Source organism: Pseudomonas sp. NPDC090201, assembly GCF_044746825.1.
GTDB classification, from domain to species: Bacteria; Pseudomonadota; Gammaproteobacteria; order Pseudomonadales; family Pseudomonadaceae; genus Aquipseudomonas; species Aquipseudomonas putida_AD.
In genome coordinates this window covers 1-18,240 of sequence record NZ_JBIVCX010000020.1, presented here as the reverse complement: position 1 = coordinate 18,240, position 18,240 = coordinate 1, and the positions used below count along the sequence as shown (strand labels likewise).

The 18,240-nt window shown below is 63.2% G+C and carries 11 protein-coding genes; 4 read left to right on the top strand and 7 right to left on the bottom strand.

The window, feature by feature from the left end:
* Positions 1-278: 278 nt before the first annotated feature.
* Positions 279-854 carry an ANTAR domain-containing response regulator gene (locus ACIPOO_RS27105; protein ID WP_400611126.1) on the bottom strand — a complete coding sequence of 192 codons (576 nt, stop codon included), beginning with the start codon at positions 852-854 and terminating at the stop codon, positions 279-281.
* 12 nt (positions 855-866) lie between these two features.
* Positions 867-2,075: a CmpA/NrtA family ABC transporter substrate-binding protein gene (locus ACIPOO_RS27100; protein WP_400611124.1), complete on the bottom strand. Its 1,209-nt coding sequence runs from the start codon at positions 2,073-2,075 to the stop codon at positions 867-869.
* A 255-nt stretch (positions 2,076-2,330) separates the two neighbouring features.
* Here ACIPOO_RS27100 and ACIPOO_RS27095 point away from each other — a divergent pair, with 255 nt between their 5' ends.
* On the top strand, positions 2,331-3,353 hold the full coding sequence (locus ACIPOO_RS27095) for a quinone-dependent dihydroorotate dehydrogenase (protein ID WP_274133392.1): 1,023 nt from the start codon (positions 2,331-2,333) through the stop codon (positions 3,351-3,353).
* 174 nt (positions 3,354-3,527) lie between these two features.
* On the opposite strand, the gene rmf is transcribed toward ACIPOO_RS27095, so the two are convergent.
* The gene (gene rmf, locus ACIPOO_RS27090) at positions 3,528-3,743 is read right to left on the bottom strand and encodes a ribosome modulation factor (protein ID WP_010223328.1); all 216 of its coding nucleotides are present in this window, start codon (positions 3,741-3,743) and stop codon (positions 3,528-3,530) included.
* Positions 3,744-4,319: 576 nt separating this feature from the next.
* On the opposite strand from rmf, the gene rlmKL reads away from it, so the two are divergent.
* Together rlmKL and ACIPOO_RS27080 are read left to right on the top strand one after the other, a co-directional pair.
* Positions 4,320-6,590 carry a bifunctional 23S rRNA (guanine(2069)-N(7))-methyltransferase RlmK/23S rRNA (guanine(2445)-N(2))-methyltransferase RlmL gene (rlmKL, locus tag ACIPOO_RS27085; protein WP_400611121.1) on the top strand — a complete coding sequence of 757 codons (2,271 nt, stop codon included), beginning with the start codon at positions 4,320-4,322 and terminating at the stop codon, positions 6,588-6,590.
* Between the two features lie 149 nt (positions 6,591-6,739).
* A complete protein-coding gene (locus tag ACIPOO_RS27080; RefSeq protein WP_274133389.1) occupies positions 6,740-8,749 on the top strand; it encodes a diguanylate cyclase in 2,010 nt (669 codons plus the stop codon).
* A 650-nt stretch (positions 8,750-9,399) separates the two neighbouring features.
* Here ACIPOO_RS27080 and ACIPOO_RS27075 read toward each other — a convergent pair.
* From ACIPOO_RS27075 to ACIPOO_RS27060, 4 genes are all read right to left on the bottom strand, one after another.
* Complete coding sequence (locus tag ACIPOO_RS27075; protein WP_400611119.1) at positions 9,400-11,631, bottom strand: xanthine dehydrogenase family protein molybdopterin-binding subunit; 2,232 nt, start codon at positions 11,629-11,631, stop codon at positions 9,400-9,402.
* A gap of 14 nt (positions 11,632-11,645) precedes the next feature.
* Positions 11,646-12,629 (bottom strand): FAD binding domain-containing protein, encoded by a 984-nt coding sequence (locus ACIPOO_RS27070; protein ID WP_400611117.1) that lies wholly within the window; start codon positions 12,627-12,629, stop codon positions 11,646-11,648.
* On the bottom strand, positions 12,629-13,291 hold the full coding sequence (locus tag ACIPOO_RS27065) for a 2Fe-2S iron-sulfur cluster-binding protein (RefSeq protein WP_400611115.1): 663 nt from the start codon (positions 13,289-13,291) through the stop codon (positions 12,629-12,631). The genes ACIPOO_RS27070 and ACIPOO_RS27065 overlap by 1 nt, the downstream gene beginning before the upstream one ends.
* A 366-nt stretch (positions 13,292-13,657) precedes the next feature.
* Positions 13,658-14,722 (bottom strand): NAD(P)-dependent alcohol dehydrogenase, encoded by a 1,065-nt coding sequence (locus ACIPOO_RS27060; protein WP_400611113.1) that lies wholly within the window; start codon positions 14,720-14,722, stop codon positions 13,658-13,660.
* A 297-nt stretch (positions 14,723-15,019) separates the two neighbouring features.
* Between ACIPOO_RS27060 and ACIPOO_RS27055 the strand changes: the two genes are divergently transcribed.
* Positions 15,020-17,905, top strand: a complete 2,886-nt coding sequence (locus ACIPOO_RS27055; protein WP_400611111.1) for an EAL domain-containing protein — start codon at positions 15,020-15,022, stop codon at positions 17,903-17,905.
* Positions 17,906-18,240: the final 335 nt, after the last annotated feature.

Sequence of the window (18,240 nt, the reverse complement as noted above, 5' to 3'; positions counted from 1 at the left end):
CTGACGCCTTCGCGGGCGAGCCCGCTCCCACAGGGAATCGTATCCCCGGACTTTGTACTCGCCCCAATCCCGTAGCGGTCCGGCTCTGCGAGCACCGCTTGGCCTTTATCTGTAGGAGCGCGCTTGCCCGCGACGGCGGCGTGCCAGGCGACATCGAAGCGTCAGGCCTGACGCCTTCGCGGGCGAGCCCGCTCCCACAGGGATTGTGTGTATTCCCGGATGTTGTACTCGCCCCAATCCCGTAGCAGCCGGGCTTGCCCGCGGGGAGGCCCTTGAGGTCAGCCCAGCAACTCGCTCATGGCAATGATCTGCTCGGCGACCTGGATCAGCTTCTGCTGTCGACTCATGGCCTGGCGCCGCATCAGGGTGTAGGCCTCTTCTTCGTTGCAACTCTTCATCCTCATCAACAGGCCCTTGGCCGTCTCGATGCGTTTGCGCTCGGCCAGTTGCTGGTCACGGGCGTGCAACTGCGCGCGCAGGTCCTGGTCGCTTTCGAAGCGGGCCATGGCCACGTCGAGAATCGGCTGCAGACGCTGGGCGTAAATACCTTCGACGATGTAGGCACTGACCCCGGACTTGATCGCCTGACGCATCACTCCTGGGTCATGCTCGTCGGTGAACATCACGATCGGGCGGGGCTGGTCGCGGGTGACCAGCACCACCTGCTCCATCACGTCGCGGCTCGGGGATTCGGTGTCGATCAGAATCACGTCCGGGCGCACGGCCTCGACCCGCTTGGGCAGGTCGATGACCAGGCCGGACTCGTCGATCACCTCGAAACCCGCCTCGGTCAGCGCGTTCTTGAGACGCCCGACCTTCTTCGCCGTGTCGTTGATCAACAGGATTCGCAGCATGCAGGCGTCTCCTCAGTGATCAGCGGCGACAGGCGCGCAATCGGCCAGTGCGTGCAGGGTGAAGCTGCGGGCGTACCCGGCCGGATCGCTGCCATCCCAGACCTTGCCATCGATCAGCTGGCTGCTGCGCATGGAATCGCTCGGCACCCGTATATCCAGCGCTTCGGCGGCCTGGCGGTACAGCGCCAATTGCTGCACCTGCCGGGCGACGCCCAGGTAATCAGGGTCTTCGCGCAGCAGGCCCCAGCGGCGGAACTGGGTCATGAACCACATGCCGTCCGACAGCCAGGGCATGTTCACCTGGCCCTTGCGATGAAAACTCAAGGCGTGATGATCCTGCCAGTGATTGCCCAGCCCGTCGCTGTATTCGCCCAGCAGGCGCGCCTCGATGTCCTCGACCGGGGCGTTCACATAATCGGCACCGCTGAGCATCTGCGCGGTGCTGCGGCGGTTGTCCAGGCTCTGCTCGATGAAACGGCTGGCGTCGAGCACCGCCATCACCAGCGCACGCGCGGTGTTGGGGTATTGCTGGACGAACTCGCGACTGCAGCCCAGGACCTTCTCCGGATGATCCGGCCAGATGGTCTGGGACGTCGCCAGGGTGAACCCCAGGTTCTGGCTCACAGCCCGCGCACCCCAGGGCTCGCCCACGCAGAAGCCATCGATACGCTGCGCCTCCAGGTGATCGACCATCCGCGCAGGCGGCACCACCACGCTATCGACGTCCTGCAGCGGGTGAATGCCCTGGCTCGCCAGCCAGTAATACAGCCACATCGCGTGGTTGCCGGTGGGCAGGGTCTGGGCGAAGGTGAGTTTTGTCTCGCTTTGGTGCGTGCGTTGCTCCAGCGCCTCAGGAGTGACCACGCCCTGATCCTTCAGCGCACTGGACAGGTTGATGCTCTGGCCGTTCTGGTTCAGGCCCATGAGCACGGCCATGTCAGTGGCGGGGCCACCGATGCCCAGTTGCGCGGCGTAGATCAGGCCGTAGAGGCTGTGTGCGGCGTGCAGTTCGCGATTGATCAGCTTGTCCCGCAGCGCCGACCACGAAGGCTGGCGCCGCAGGTTGATGTTCAGGCCGTAGGGCTGGGCGAAGCCCTGGGTGGCGGCGACGATCAACGAGGCGCTGTCGGTCAGGGCCATGAAGCCGACATCGATGCTGTTCAGTTCCGGTGCATCGCTGCCGTTGATCCAGGCCAGTGGGCTGTTGAGGCTGTCAGTCATGATTGTCGGTTCCGCCTGAAGGCTGCCTGCCTTCCATAAAAAAACGCCGCATCCTCCGAACGCTGCCCGGACGATCGCGACGCCATTGTCCCGGACAGGACCCGCCGTTGGGTCGCGCCGGCTGTACAGGCTCAAGCAAGCGATATGCCAGCGAAGCCGGGCCTGCGCGCAAAGTTGCCGACATGCCTCGCACTCACCTCCGTGCACGTCTATAATCGGCGGCTGACTTCAGCCGCAATCGAGCCGCGCCCGCCCATGTATAACCTGGCCCGCCAGTTACTGTTCAAACTCTCCCCGGAAACCTCCCACGATCTGTCCATCGACCTGATCGGTGCAGGCGGTCGCCTGGGGCTCAATGGCCTGTTCAACAAGGCGCCCGTGCGGTTGCCGGTGACGGTCATGGGCTTGCAGTTCCCGAACCCGGTGGGCCTGGCCGCGGGCCTGGACAAGAACGGTGCGGCCATCGACGGCTTCGCGCAACTGGGTTTCGGTTTCGTCGAGATCGGCACCGTCACGCCGCGTCCGCAGCCGGGCAACCCCAAGCCACGGATTTTCCGCCTGCCCCATGCCGAGGGCATCATCAATCGCATGGGCTTCAACAACCTGGGCGTCGATAACCTGGTCAGCCGCGTGCAGGCGGCCAAGTACAACGGCGTGCTGGGGATCAACATCGGCAAGAATTTCGACACGCCGGTCGAGCGCGCCGTCGACGACTACCTGATCTGCCTGGACAAGGTCTATGCCCACGCCAGCTACATCACCGTCAATGTCAGTTCGCCCAACACCCCGGGCCTGCGCAGCCTGCAGTTCGGCGATTCGCTCAAGCAACTGCTCGAAGCGCTGCGTGTGCGCCAGGAAGCCCTGACCGGGATCCACGGCAAGCGCGTTCCGTTGGCGATCAAGATCGCCCCGGACATGAGCGACGAGGAAACCGTACTGGTGGCCAGCGCCTTGCTGGAATCGGGTATGGACGCGGTCATCGCCACCAACACCACCCTGAGCCGTGAAGGCGTTGAAGGGCTGCCCCATGCCGATGAGGCCGGTGGCCTGTCGGGTGCGCCGGTGCGCGAGAAGAGCACCCATATCGTCAAGGTGCTGGCGGGCGAACTGGGCGGCAAGTTGCCGATCATCGCGGCTGGCGGCATCACCGAAGGCCGTCATGCGGCCGAGAAGATCGCAGCCGGTGCCAGCCTGGTGCAGATCTATTCGGGTTTCATCTACAAGGGGCCGGCTCTGATTCGCGAGTCGGTTGACGCCATCGCGGCGATGTCCCGCTAAGCGCTGTTTTTTCAAGCCCAAAAAAGAGGGGCTCCGCTATGGAGCCCCTCTTTGGGCGCTAGCCCGCCGTCCGGATGGGACGTGCATGGTTATTTGCAAACGAAGCTGATTTTTTCCGATCTCTCTGTTTGAAGAAACCTTGATAAGTCGGGTTGTACCGTCGATTGTTGAGTGTCAGCCGACCGCGTGAAGTTCGTTGAGTCTGTGTATACCCGCAGTGCCGGTCATACCGTCCCAGTTGTCGCCGCGTCCTTCGCGCCAGCCGTTGATCCAGGCTTGACGTACTGACGGTAGAGTAAAGGGGCAAAGCTCACGGGATTTACCAGTTACGCCGTATTGATATCCGCGCGAAAAAGCTCTTTCCAACGGATCACGCTTAAGTCTTCTCATAGGGTGTTGCCCTCGTTTGTTGACTGTAATGTCCCTGGAGACCTCAGGTCGAGGTCGGGCAGAAATCTTCTGCCGTTGAATGCCCGCTGCCGGCGTCGCGGGCCTTGGTGCCATCGTCGTTGCGGCGACGGCCTGTGGTGATTTCTAACCATTGGGCGGGACGTTGTGAATGACCGTTTTGTCATAAGAACGTAACCCTTGAAGCATAAAGGCCATAAGTGCTGAATCGTTTCGAGTGGTTTTTTTCAGCCAAGCGCCCTGAAACGAGGGTCTTGATGAAATTTGCGAGTCGTTCTCATGTGCAAATGATGGCGGATTGACGTCAGATTTAAAACGACGAAGGGTCAAGGATGTGACTTTTTATTACTTCCGTTGTCGGGCTGAATAGTGGTTTTTTAATATCAAAATGCGCGCCGGGTGTTTCTGGCGAGCATAAACGCCGCAGACGAAATGTATCGTCGCGGCATTGGCACAACCGGTGTGCCGCGCAGGCGTTCTCCACGAAAGACGCCTGTTGTAAATCGGGCGGGACGATGCGTCGTCCCGCCACTCACAGCCAACAGGCCTGGAATACTCATGTCGGACCGTTTCGAACTTTTTCTCACCTGCCCCAAAGGCCTCGAAGGTCTGCTCGCCGAGGAGGCCACTGCACTTGGCCTGCTCGAAACCCGCGAACACACCTCGACCATCCGTGGCAGTGCCGACATGGAAACCGCCTATCGGCTGTGCCTGTGGTCGCGTCTGGCCAACCGCGTGCTGTTGGTGCTCAAGCGTTTCCCGATGAAGAACGCCGAAGACCTCTACCACGGCGTCAATGACATCGAGTGGGCCGACCACCTGGAACCCGATGGCACCCTGGCCGTTGAATTCAGCGGCCACGGCTCGGGGATCGACAACACCCATTTCGGCGCCTTGAAGGTCAAGGACGCCATCGTCGACAAGCTGCGCACGCCTGAGGGCGACCGGCCTTCGATCGACAAGCTGAACCCGGATCTGCGCGTGCACCTGCGCCTGGACCGTGGCGAGGCGATCCTGTCGCTGGACCTGTCCGGCCACAGCCTGCACCAGCGCGGCTACCGTCTGCAGCAAGGTGCGGCACCGCTGAAGGAAAACCTCGCCGCCGCGGTGTTGATCCGTGCCGGCTGGCCGCGCATTGCCGCCGAGGGTGGCGCGCTGGCAGACCCGATGTGCGGTGTGGGTACGTTCCTCGTAGAAGCTGCGATGATTGCCGCCGATATTGCACCGAACCTCAAGCGCGAGCGTTGGGGCTTCTCGGCCTGGCTGGGCCACGTTCCGGCTCTGTGGCGCAAGTTGCATGACGAGGCGCTGGCCCGTGCCGAGGCCGGTCTTGCCAAACCGCCGCTGTGGATTCGCGGCTACGAAGCCGATCCACGCCTGATCCAGCCGGGTCGCAATAACGTCGAGCGTGCTGGCCTGTCTGACTGGATCAAGATCTACCAGGGCGAGGTCGGCACCTTCGAGCCGCGTCCGGACCAGAACCAGAAAGGCCTGGTCATCTGCAACCCGCCCTACGGCGAGCGCCTGGGTGACGAAGCGAGCCTGTTGTACCTCTACCAGAACCTGGGCGAGCGCCTGCGTCAGGCCTGCCTGAACTGGGAAGCGGCGGTGTTCACCGGCGCGCCGGACCTGGGCAAGCGCATGGGCATTCGCAGCCACAAACAGTACGCCTTCTGGAACGGCGCCTTGCCGTGCAAGCTGCTGCTCATCAAGGTGTTGCCCGACCAGTTCGTCACCGGCGAGCGCCGCACCCCCGAGGAGCGTCAGGCCGAGCGCGAACAGGCGGCCTACGACCAGACCCCGGACGAGCCGCAGGAGCGCAAGTTCAACAAGAACGGCAACCCGATCAAGCCAGTGCCGGCTCCGGCGCCGGTCATCGAGCAGCCGCGCCTGAGCGAAGGCGGGCAGATGTTCGCCAATCGTCTGCAAAAAAACGTCAAGGCGCTGGGCAAGTGGGTCAAGCGCGAGGGCATCGACTGCTACCGCGTCTACGATGCCGACATGCCCGAGTACGCCATGGCCATCGACCTGTACCACGACTGGGTCCACGTCCAGGAATACGCCGCGCCCAAGTCCATCGACCCGCAGAAGGCGTCGATCCGCATGTTCGATGCGCTGGCGGCCATTCCCCAGGCGCTGAACATCGACAAGAGCCGCGTAGTGGTCAAGCGTCGCGAGCGTCAGAGCGGCACCAAACAGTACGAACGCCAGAGCGCCCAGGGCAAGTTCCAGGAAGTGCAGGAAGGCGGCATCAAGTTGCTGGTCAACCTGACCGACTACCTGGATACAGGCCTGTTCCTGGACCATCGCCCGATGCGCATGCGCATCCAGCGCGAGGCGGCGGGCAAGCGTTTCCTCAACCTGTTCAGCTATACGGCCACCGCCAGCGTGCACGCGGCCAAGGGCGGCGCGCGCAGCACCACCAGCGTCGACCTGTCGAAAACCTATCTGGACTGGGCGCGGCGCAACCTGTCGCTCAACGGTTTCTCCGACAAGAACCGCCTGGAGCAGGGCGACGTCATGGCATGGCTGGAAGCCAGCCGCGACGAGTACGACCTGATCTTCATCGACCCGCCGACCTTCTCCAACTCCAAGCGCATCGAAGGGGTGTTCGACGTGCAGCGCGATCAGGTGCAACTGATCGACCTGGCCATGGCGCGCCTGGCCAGCGGCGGCGTGCTGTATTTCTCCAACAACTTCCGCAAGTTCCAGCTGGAAGAAAACCTTGCCGAGCGCTATTCGGTCGAGGAAATCACCCAGCAGACCATCGACCCGGACTTCGCCCGCAACGGGAAAATCCACCGCGCCTGGAAAATCACCGCCCGGTGATGCCCATCGATGCGCTGACCGGCCCGGTCAGCGCATCGCGCAGGTCCCCCGCAGGGCGACACACAGCACTAGGCAAATTAGTGGCAAATAGCTATAACTGAACTCTGGCCGCGCGTTGCGGCAGCTCTGTGGCGTCATGAGTTCTGCGTATGTCGTCAAACCAGGCAAGCGCCAAGATCCTAGGTCTGATCAAAGTGGACACCTCGTCCTGGGTGGTGGCTTCGCTTGTGTTTGCAGCCGGCGTGCTGCTCACTGCGATGCTGGCACTGGCCAATGTCCAGGTCTATCAGCACCAGTTGCGCCAACGCTTTGAATGGCTTGCCAGCGAACGGGTCAGCCGCGTGCAGGACCGGCTCGAAGGCCAGATTCGCCGTCTGGATGGTCTGCGACGGTTTTTCGTGTATTCCGACGATGTCTCCGAAGAAGAATTCAACGGTTTCGCCCACCCCTTGCTGATCCTCACTCAGGCCTATTCCTGGGCGCCCAGAGTGATCGATGCCGACCGCCCGCAATTCGAAAGCACTGCGCAGCAATCGGGGCTGCGGGATTTTTCCATCCGCGACCTCGACGACCAGCAGCGCCTGAAGACCGCCCAGCCGCGTCCGGTGTACTTCCCCGTGCGCTACACCCAAAGCCGTAGCACGGTGGCACTGCCGTTGGGGTTTGACGTGAACTCCGAAAGCCGGCGCCAGGCCACCCTTGAGCAAGCCATCCGCGCGAACGGCATGGCGGCATCGCCGCGCATGGAGCTGGTCGGGCTGGAAGAGGAAAACCGCAAGGGCGTGCTGCTGGTGGCGCCGGTGATGAGCCGCCCGCACATCGGCGTGCCGGGGGCGGGAACCCTGCAAGGGTTTCTGATGGCGGTGATCAGCCTGCGCAAGATGTTGACCGAGGGCCTGCCGCCCACCGATCAGGACAATCTGGCGCTGACCCTTGAGGACATTACTGCAGGGCAACCGCCGGACCTCTTGTACGAATCCACCGCCCAGGCCGTGGGCGATGAGCTGCATGTCAGTCAGACGCTGACCTTCGCCGGGCGCGATTATCGGCTGATGATTCGTCCGACCGCGCTGTTCATCGGCACCAACCCCTCATCGAACGACAGCGTGGTGGTGCTCGGCGCGTTGTTGAGCTTCATGCTCAGTGCCTTGCTTTACGCGCTGATCAGCCAGCGCCAGCGTGCCCTGCGCCTGGTGGAGCAGCGCACGCTGATGCTGCGCCAGCGCGAACAGCAACTGCGCAATGCCCACGGCCAGTTGCGCAACGTGCTGGACGCCGCGACCCAGGTGGCGATCATCGCCACTGACCTGGAGGGGGTCATCACCACGTTCAACATTGGCGCCGAGAAAATGCTCGGTTACAGCAGCGCCCATGTGTGCGGGCAGTTGACCCTGCGCCAGTTGCACCTGCCCAGCGAACTGGCCGAGCACGTGTGCGAGTTGAGCCTGCGCTACGGGCGCTCGATCAAGGCCTGCGAGGCGATGCTGGTGGAGGCGGTGGAAGAGCACGGTCATCAGGCCCACGACTGGACCTTCGTGCGGCAGGACGGCAGCAAGCTGCGGGTCAACATGCAGGTCAGTCCGGTGCTGGACGAGCACGATCAGTGGATTGGTTATCTGGCGGTGTGCCTGGACATCACCGAGCGCAAGCGCGTGGAGGAAGAGTTGCGCACCATGTCGGTGACCGATGCGCTGACCGGGGTCTACAACCGCCGTTATTTCCAGGAGCGGCTGCAGGCGGAGTTGCTGCGGGTAGAGCGTCATGGTGGGGTGTTCGCGGTGGTGATGCTGGACGTCGATCACTTCAAGCGCATCAATGATCAGTTGGGGCATGCGGTGGGCGACCACGTTCTGCAGGCGATCTGCAAGCGGCTGTGTCACCGGTTGCGGCGCAGTGATGTGTTCTGTCGGTTGGGCGGGGAGGAGTTCATGGTGCTGTGCCCGGACACCGATGGCGACCAGGCTTATGGGCTGGCTTCGGAGTTGTGGGCGGCGTTGCGGGCGGAGCCGGTGGACGGGGTGGGCAGGGTGACGGCCAGTTTCGGGATTGCCAGTTGGCGCAAGGGTGAGGGTGGGGATTCGTTGCTGCTGCGGGCGGATTCGGGGGTGTATGCGGCGAAGATGGCAGGGCGTGACAGGATCGAGCCGGAGTTGCTTTGATCGCTGGTCATGATCGTTCCCACGCTTGATGATCGTTCCCACGCTCCGCGTGGTAACGGATTACTTGACGCTCCGCGTCGCTGGGTGACGTTTGGATCGGGTGTGTATCCGTTGTTTGTGGTGGTGCTGAGGGCGCCTTCCGCCCTTACGGCGGGTCACTTTTGGCATTCGCCCCAAAAGTAACCAAAAGGTCTTTGCGACAGGCTGGGGTCCTTCGGACTTCCCTCGACTCCGGCGCCGTTCCGGGGGCACGCCATGATGGGCCATCCATGGCCCGCACGGCTTTCGCGGCATCCCTGCCGCTCATCCCCCTCCACGACACCTGCGCTCGGCCTGGCGCCTTGACGTCGCGTTCTGCGGCGCCTGTGCCATCGCGCACGAAGATCAAGATCAAGATCTTTGGTTGTACACCGCCCCGTAGCAGCACGGCTTGCCGGCGGGAGCGATCTTGCGGACGCCATCGCGAGCAAGCTCACTCCTACAGGGTTGAGGTGACCACACCCGTAGCAGCACGGCTTGCCGGCGGGAGCGATCTTGAGGACGCGGTCGCGGGCAAGCGCGCTCCTACGGGGTTGAGGTGACCACACCCGTAGCAGTCCGGCTTGCCGGCGTCGGCGATCCTGCGGCCGCCCCCGCCGGCAAGACCGCTTTCACGCACTCATGGTCGGCGGCAATTCCATCAATTTGTCCAGGGTGATGGGCAGGTCACGGATTCGTTTGCCGGTGGCGTGGGCCACCGCGTTGGCGACGGCGGCGGCAAGGCCGGTGATGCCGATTTCTCCGATGCCCCGGGCGCCGAATTCGTTGAGTTCGTAGTCCGGATAATCCAGCAGGATCACATCGATCTCCGGCTGGTCCGCATGCACGGGCACCACGTATTCGGCGTAGTTGTTGTTGACCGGCATACCGTCGCGTTCGTCATAGTCCGTGGCTTCGAACAGCGCCATGCCCACGCCCATGACGATCGCCCCCTCGACCTGGTTGAGCGAGGTCTTGTGGTTGATCACCTTGCCGACATCGATCGCGCTGACCACCCGCGAAACCCGCAGCCGGGAGATGCCCGGATCCCAGCGTACCTCGACGAAGTGCACGCCAAAGGAGCGGAACGAATGCTTGCTGGTGTCGTTCATCCCGGTCTTGGCCTCGCCGAAGGCGCTGGACTGTTTCTGCGCCTTGAGCACGTCGGCGATGGCGAACGATTTCTCGCCGCTCTTCAACTGGCCTTGCTCGAAGCTGATCTGATCGACCTTGGTCCCGGCGAACACGCCCTTGGGTGCGGCGGAAAAGGCTTTCAATTGCTCCACCGCCTGGCGCGTGGCTTCGGCGATGGCTGGCAACACACTGGCGGTTGCCCATGAACCACCCGACACCGGCGCCGGCGGAAACGACGAGTTGCCCAGTTCGACTTCGATCTTGTCCAAGGGGATGCCGGTAATGCTGCTGACCACCTGGGCGACGATGGTGTAGGTGCCGGTGCCGATGTCCTGCACGCCGCAGATGGCGTAGGCGGTGCCGTCGGCGCGCAATGAAACCTGGGCCTCGGCGGGAGTGCGATAGGCGTCCCAGTTGCACGCGGCCATGCCGTAGCCAATGATTTCGTGGCCGTCTTTCATCGAGCCCGGCTTGGGATCGCGCTTGCTCCAGCCGAAACGTTCGGCGGCCTGGTCGATGCATTCCTGCAGATGGTTGCTCGACCACGGCAGGTCCTGGCTTTCGTCGCGTTCGGAGACGTTGAGCTTGCGAAAGGCCAGCGGGTCCATGCCGAGCTTGTCGGCCATCTCATCCATCGCCGACTCCAGCGCGAACAGCCCCGGTGCCGCGCCCGGTGCGCGCATGGAAGTGGGCGTGCCGCGATTGACCTCGATGGTCTTGTGGGTCACCTGCACATTGGCGCAACTGTAGAGACTCTTGGTCGAGGTGCCGCAGTTTTCCTTGTACGGGTCAGTGAAGGAGGTGGTGTTGATCGACTCGTGACGCACCGACACCAGCTTGCCTTTGTCGTCAGTCGCCAGCCGCAGGCGCTGTTGCGTCTCGGGCCGGTGCCCTGTGGTGGTGAACATCTGCGGACGCGGCACCACCAGTTGCACAGGGCGCTGGAGCACTCTGGCCGCGCCGCAGGCCGCCACCGAATGGGGCCAGATCCACAGCTTGCTGCCGAATCCCGAGCCGATGAAGGGCGCACGCACTTCGACCTTTTCCGGCACCAGGCCAAAGATCTTCGCCAGCGAATTGCGGTGGGCGACCACGCCCTGGCTCGCCTCGTAGACAATCAGCCGGCCGTCTTCCCAACTGGCGACGGTGGCGTGCATTTCCATCGGGTTGTGGGTTTCCACCGGGGTGGTGTAGGTCGCATCGATGCTGTGGGCCGCGCTGTCGAACGCTGCGCCTGCATCGCCTCGCGTGTGGCCGGGGCTGCCGTCCTGAAGCTTGCCGGCTTTCATGCCCTGGTCCAGGTTGGCCACGGCTGAGGTCTTGCTGTAGCTGACCTTGATCTTGTAGGCCGCAGCGCGGGCGTGCTCGAAGGTGTCGGCCACCACCAGCGCGACGAACTGGCCGGCGTAGTAGACCGTCTCGTCTTCGAACGGCAGGCGGCTTTCATCGGACTTTGCCGCTTTCAGAATCTGCGCGAAGGACATCGGCAACGCCGAGTTGTGGTACAGCTCGGGGAAGTTGCCGTGGTGGAAAACCTCCAGCACGCCCGGAGATTTGCGCGCGGCGTCCAGTTCAAGGCCGGTGATCTTGCCGCTGGCGATAGTGCTGAACACGCCGTAGCCGTAGGCCATGTTCTTGAGGTGATGGTCAGAGGCGTACATCGCGCTGCCCGTGACCTTGCGTCGGCCGTCGATGCGACGTGGCGCCGAACCTATGATGGGATCAGTCATGTGAAATGCTCCTGTCAGGCGCTCAGGGTGCTGAGGTTGCGCACGATCGCCTGTTGCCCCAGGGCAATCTTGTAGGCGTTGTGGCGGTAGGGTCTGGCACCTTGCAGCGCAAGCGCCGCGGCCTTTTCGATGTTCTGCGGTGTGAGCGTTGTGCCATTGAGCGAGCGCTCGGCTTCCACTGCCCGCCACGGTTTGGTGCCCACGCCGCCCATGGCGATACGGACCTCACGCACGGTGTCACCGTCCATCTGCACGATCACGGCGCTGGACGCCAGGGCGAACTGGTACGAGGCGCGATCGCGAAGCTTCAGGTAGCCCGATTTGCTGCCCGCCAGCGGCGCGTCCAGCACGATGTGGGTAATCAGTTCGTCATCGAGCAGGGCGTGTTCTTTCCACGGCGTGGTACCGGGCAGCAGGTGGAAGTCGAGAAAGTCGATGCTGCGCGAGCCTTTCGCACCCTGCACCTGAACCTTTGCGCCAATTGCCGCCATGGCCACGCACATGTCCGAGGGGTGGGTGGCGATGCACTGTTCGCTGGTACCCAGCACTGCATGCACGCTGCGGTTATGGCCGTCGATGGCGGCGCAACCTGAGCCGGGCTCACGCTTGTTGCAGGCCGAATGGCCGTCACGAAAGTAGTTGCAACGCACCCGCTGCATCACGTTGCCGCCGGTGGTGGCCTTGTTGCGCAACTGGGTAGTGGCACCGGACAGCAACGCCTGGGACAGCACCGGGTAATGCTCGACGATGTAGTCGTGCTGGGCGAGGGCGGTGTTGGTCACCAGCGCGCCAATGCGCACGCTGCCGTCTTTCTGCACCTCGATCTGCTTGAGGGACAGGTGATTGACGTCGATCACCTGGTCGGCGGGCATCACGTCAAGCTTGACCAGGTCCAGCAGGGTGGTGCCGCCTGCAAGGAAAAACGCTGACGGGCTCTTCGAATGGCTGGCAACCGCCTGCTCGACGCTGCTTGCACGGACATAATCAAGGGCTCTCATCAGCTCACCTCCTGCAGCTTGATCCGCGCGCTCTGTATCGCCGCCAGGATGTTCTTGTAGGCGCCACAGCGGCAGATGTTGCCGCTCATGGCTTCGCGCACGCTGTGGTCATCCTTGCCGATGTGCGAGTCTTGCAGCATGGCGACGGCGCTCATGATCTGGCCGCTGGTGCAGTAGCCGCACTGGTAGGCGTCGTGTTCCCAGAAGGCTTCCTGCACCGGGTGCAGCTTGCCGTCCTTGGCCAGGCCTTCGATGGTGGTGATTTCGTCGCCTTCGTGCATCGCCGCGAGCGACAGGCACGAGTTGATCGCCGTGCCGTTGACGTGCACGGTGCAGGCGCCGCATTGCCCGTGGTCGCAGCCTTTCTTGGTGCCGGTCAGTTGCAGGCGGTCGCGCAGCACGTCGAGCAGGGCGGCATTGGCGGGCAGGTTGAGGGCGTGGGTCTGGCCATTGACCTTGAGCGTCATGCGTCGCTCGTCTGGTGCGGGCGGGTCGGTGTCGTCGGCCACGGCCGCCTGGGCTTCCAGTGCCTGGGTCCAGATCGGTGCCGTGGCAGCGGCCAGGCTGGTCACGCCGATGGATTTCAGGAAGTTGCGCCGCGAAGGCGCGGTGAACGGCTTGAGGTCGGATTCGTTCGGGTTCGTTTCAGGCTGATCGGTCATGGACAGGTTCCTCGTCAGCATGGAGTCAAACCTGGCACCCGACGGTGGGCGAGTGGGCAGGCGTCTACGGCAGGGGTTGCGTGAAGCGATCAACGATAAACAATCATTGGCCTGCGCATTGATTCGAATATCTGCATGTACTCATGAGCGTTTTTCTCTAATCCACGGCGCGCCTGTGAAAGGCGTCTTGGAGTGGGAGGCATGAGCGCAGGGGTAAAGGTTGTGACCCGTGGGGGCGGGGATGGTTGCGGGAAAGTCCCGACCAGTTATCGTGCGAACACGACCCGTAGCAGCACGGCTTGCCGGCGGGTGCGATCTTGAGGACGTGCCCGCCGGTAAGCCGTGCTGCTACGGGCCGACCAAGTCTCAGGCGGCCGACGCTTCTTCCTTGAGGGTCGCCATGTCGATCACGAAGCGGTACTTCACATCGCCCTTGACCATGCGCTCGTAGGCTTCGTTGATGTCTTTCATGCGGATCATTTCGATGTCCGACACAATCCCGTGTTTGGCACAGAAATCCAGCATCTCCTGGGTCTCTTTCACGCCGCCGATCAAGGATCCGGCCAGGCTGCGGCGCTTGAAGATCAGGTTGAACACCGAGGGCGACGGGTGCGGATGGTCCGGCGCGCCGACCAGGGTCATGGTGCCGTCGCGCTTGAGCAGGTTCAGGAACGCATCCAGGTCATGGGGGGCGGCCACGGTGTTGAGGATGAAATCCAGCTTGTTGGTCTGGGTCGCCATCTCCTGCGGATCCTTGGACACCACCACTTCATCGGCGCCCAGGCGCAAGCCGTCCTCACGCTTGTTGGGCGAGGTGGTGAACAGCACCACGTGGGCGCCCATGGCGTGGGCGATCTTCACCGCCATGTGCCCCAGCCCGCCGAGTCCCACGACACCGACCTTCTTGCCGGGGCCGACCTTCCAGTGGTGCAGGGGCGAGTAGGTGGTGATGCCGGCGCACAGCAGCGGAGCGACGGCGGCCAGGTTGTCGCTGTGGGAAATCTTCAGGACGAACTTTTCCTTGACCACGATCTTGTCCGAATAGCCACCGAAGGTGTTCTCGCCACCGAACACTGGCCCGTTGTAGGTGCCGGTAAAGCCGCTCTCGCAATACTGCTCATCGCCTTCGGCGCAGGACGCGCAGTGCTGGCAACTGTCGACCATGCAGCCGACGCCCGCCAGATCGCCGACCTTGAAGTTCTTCACGTTGGCGCCGACGGCCGTGACCTTGCCGACGATTTCATGCCCTGGTACCGACGGGTACAGCGTGTTGTTCCACTCGTTGCGGGCGGTGTGCAGGTCGGAGTGGCAGACGCCGCAGAACAGAATGTCGATCTGCACGTCGTCGGCGCCCGGGTCACGACGTTCGATCTGGAAAGGCGCCAGGCGGTCGGTGGGTTTTTGCGCGGCATAGCTGTAAGTCTTGATCATGTTCGATCATCTCCAGTTGGGCAAAAGGGCTTCGGATATCCGCATCCGCACAGAGGCGCGGTGCGTAAACAGGTCAACAAGGGACAGGGGTCGCAAGTGGCAGTTCAGCTGACAAGCGTGCGTGAAAATTCTTTCATTTCAGTGGTCGTCTGCCGATAACGAAGTAAGGCATTCCATGAAATGTCGTGAAATGCGGATTTTTCGTCGTTTACAGGCAGCAATTACCGATATGGCGCTTGCATCCATCTGTCAGACCCCATGAAGATAGACCAGTCCCACGCTGGCAATGGAGCGCCTGTGAATTTTCATGTATCGAACCCGCCGCAGCGCTCGCCATCCTCCAATGAACAGGTGGCGCAACAGCCTGGCGATGGGGCCCAACGTCTTGTCTCGCTGAGTGACGAGCAGCCACTCGACGCGTTGCTGCGTGCCGCGCAGGAGGCCGCTCCCGACCTCAGTTGGGCGGCCTATCGCGCCAACCAGCACATGCATTTGCTGGCCCAGGGCGCACAGACTACCGAATGGCCCAGGCTCATCCCCCGTGAAGGCTTCGATGCCTTTTGTCGCGACCACGGCTTGCAGCGCTGGGCGACAGGGCAGGGTGAATCTGCGCTGGGATGGTTGCTGACGCCGGAGCGCGAATCGGGCAATCCGTTCCTGCATGCGCTGGCGAGCAAACTGGGGTTGCGTTTGCAGGCCGACGCACTGGCCCGGGCCCAGGCGACCCAGCGGGTGCTGTATGAAATCACCTACCTGGCCAGCTCCACGCGGGATCGCTCGGCGTTTCTGCAGGGCGTGCATGAGCAGTTGTCGACGCTGATCGACGCGGAAAACTTCTACCTGGCGCTCTACGAGAGCCACAGCGGCAAGATAACCTACCCCTATTACATCGACATTACTGACGTTGACGCCCTTGAGGCCGAGACTCAGGAGTTTCTCGATCCCGAACGCCTGTCCATGACCGGCTACGTGCTGACCACCGAGCAGCCGCTGTTCGTCAACGCTGCGGACATCGAGCGCGCCCAGGCTCAGGAGCGCTTCCATTGCGTGGGGCACCGCCCTGAGTTCTGGATGGGGGCGCCGCTCAAGAACGCGTCCGATGACGTGTTCGGCATGCTGGCGATGCAAGTCTATGACCTGTCGCGGGTCTACAGCGTCGAGGACCAGGAACTGTTTCTGGTGGTTGCACGCCACGTGGCCATGGCGCTGGATCGGATCCTGCACCGGGTGCATCTTGAAGAAACCGTGGTGCGCCGCACGCTGGAACTGTCCCGACTCAACGACGCACTGCGCAGCGAAGTGGCCGACCGCGAACGGGCCGAGCATTTGCAGAGCGCGCTGTTCCAGATCACCGAGCTATCCAGCCAGCCGGGGGACATGGCCGACTTGTTCGAACGCCTGCACGGCATTGTCGGCGAGTTGCTGTTCGCGCTGAACTTCTACATCGCCCTGTTCGACGATGACACAGGGGAGGTGACCTTCCCCTATTACGTGGACGAGCGTCTGGTGCGCCGGCCTGACCCGCGGCGGGGCGAGCGGGGCTTTACCGAATACGTGATTCGTCAGCGCCGGCCCTGCCTGATCGACAGCGCCGAGGCGCGGCGGCTGGAGACTACCGGTGAAATCACCATCCAGAATGAAATCAACCGGTCCTGTTCCTGGCTGGGAATTCCGTTGTTCGACGGCGACGTCGTGCGCGGCGTGCTGGCGGTGCAGAGTTACTCACCACATGTAAGCTATTCGCTGCGCGATCAGGACCTGTTGACCTTCGTTTCCCGGCATATCGACACCGCACTGTCCCGACGCAGCGCGGCCGAAGCCATCCAGACCGCCAACCTGCGACTGGAAGCCCGGGTGCAGGACCGCACCCGCGAGCTGGATTACGCCAACGCCAAGTTGCAGCATGAAAACGCCCACGACTCGCTCACCGGCCTGCCTAACCGCAGCCATCTGCAGCAGAGCCTGCACGGTGCCTGGGGCGAATTCTGCGATCACGGCCAGGAGCTGGCGGTGATGTTCATCGATCTGGACCGCTTCAAGATGGTCAACGACAGCCTGGGCCACCATTCGGGCGATCAGCTGTTGATCCAGGCGGCCGACCGGCTGCGCAGTTGCATGCGCGATTGCGACCTGCTGGCGCGTCTGGGCGGGGACGAGTTTGCGGTGCTGGCTTATCCTGCGCCGCCGGACGTCGCCATTGCCATCGCCGAGCGCATCCTGCTGGCCTTTGACGTGCCGTTCTACATCGACGGGCATGCGGTGTTTTCTTCGTGCAGCATCGGTGTCGTGGCGGCTGACCTGCAATTCCACAGCGAACCGGCTGACCTGTTGCGCGATGCCGACACCGCGATGTACCGGGTCAAGAATGCCGGGCGCGACAGTTACGCGGTGTTCAACCAGGAGGTGCGCCGCGAGGTTTCCGACCAGATGGAGCAGGAGACGGCGCTGCGCAACGCGCTCAAACGCACCGATGAACTGCTGCCGTATTTCCAGCCGATCATCGACGTGGAGAGCGGCCAGATCCTGGCGCTGGAGGCGCTGATTCGCTGGCGCCAGGCCGATGGCCGGGTGATCGCACCGGGTCAGTTCCTGCCCGCGCTGGAGGGCCTGCGCCTGATTGGCCGGCTGGATTTCTACATGCTCCAGCAGGTGGTGGCCTTGCTCGCCCAGCCCGAGCACGCGCACTGGCCGACGGTGCATGTGAACTGTTCCAGCTACAGCATCAGCCGCCCCGAGTTCGCCAATGAGGTGCTCGGGCTGCTCAGCCAGCACGGCGTGGCGCCATCGCGAATCTGCCTGGAGCTGACAGAAGGCGCACTGGTGGCCGAGCCTGAACTGGCACGCCAGACCATGGAACGCCTGGCCACCAATGGCGTGTCGGTGGTGCTCGATGACTTCGGCGCCGGGTTCTCGTCGCTGAGCTACGTGCACCAGTACCGTTTCAGCGGCTTGAAGATCGACAAGTCCTTCACCCTGGAACTGACCACCAGCTCACGCAGCCGTGCCATCGTCCGCGCCATCGTGCGCATGGCCGAATCCCTAGGCCTGACAGTGGTGGCCGAGGGCGTGGAAGATGCCGACACTTTGCAACTGCTGCGTGAAATGGGCGCAGGCCAGGCGCAGGGGTACTACTTCTCGATGCCGGTGCCTCAGGAGAAGCTGGATTTGAGCGGACTGGTCTGAATCCCCCGTAGCAGTCCGGCTTGCCGGCGTCAGCGATCTCAAGTCCGCCCCCGCCGGCAAGCCGTGCTGCTACGGGATTGAGGGATGCCTTCCATCATTGATTGCTCCGGATCCGTGGGAGCGGGTCTGCCTGCGAAAGCGGTGGCTCAGGCACCCCCGACGCGTCAGGCCCGGCGTCTTCGCGGGCAAGCCCGCTCCCACAGGCTATGGGTGCAGCACCCCCGAGGCGTCAGGGCCGGCGTCTTCGCGGGCAAGCCCGCTCCCACAGGCTATGGGTGCAGCCCTCACAAACGCGGTCACCACCGGTCCCGTAGCAGCACGGCTTGCCGGCGGGG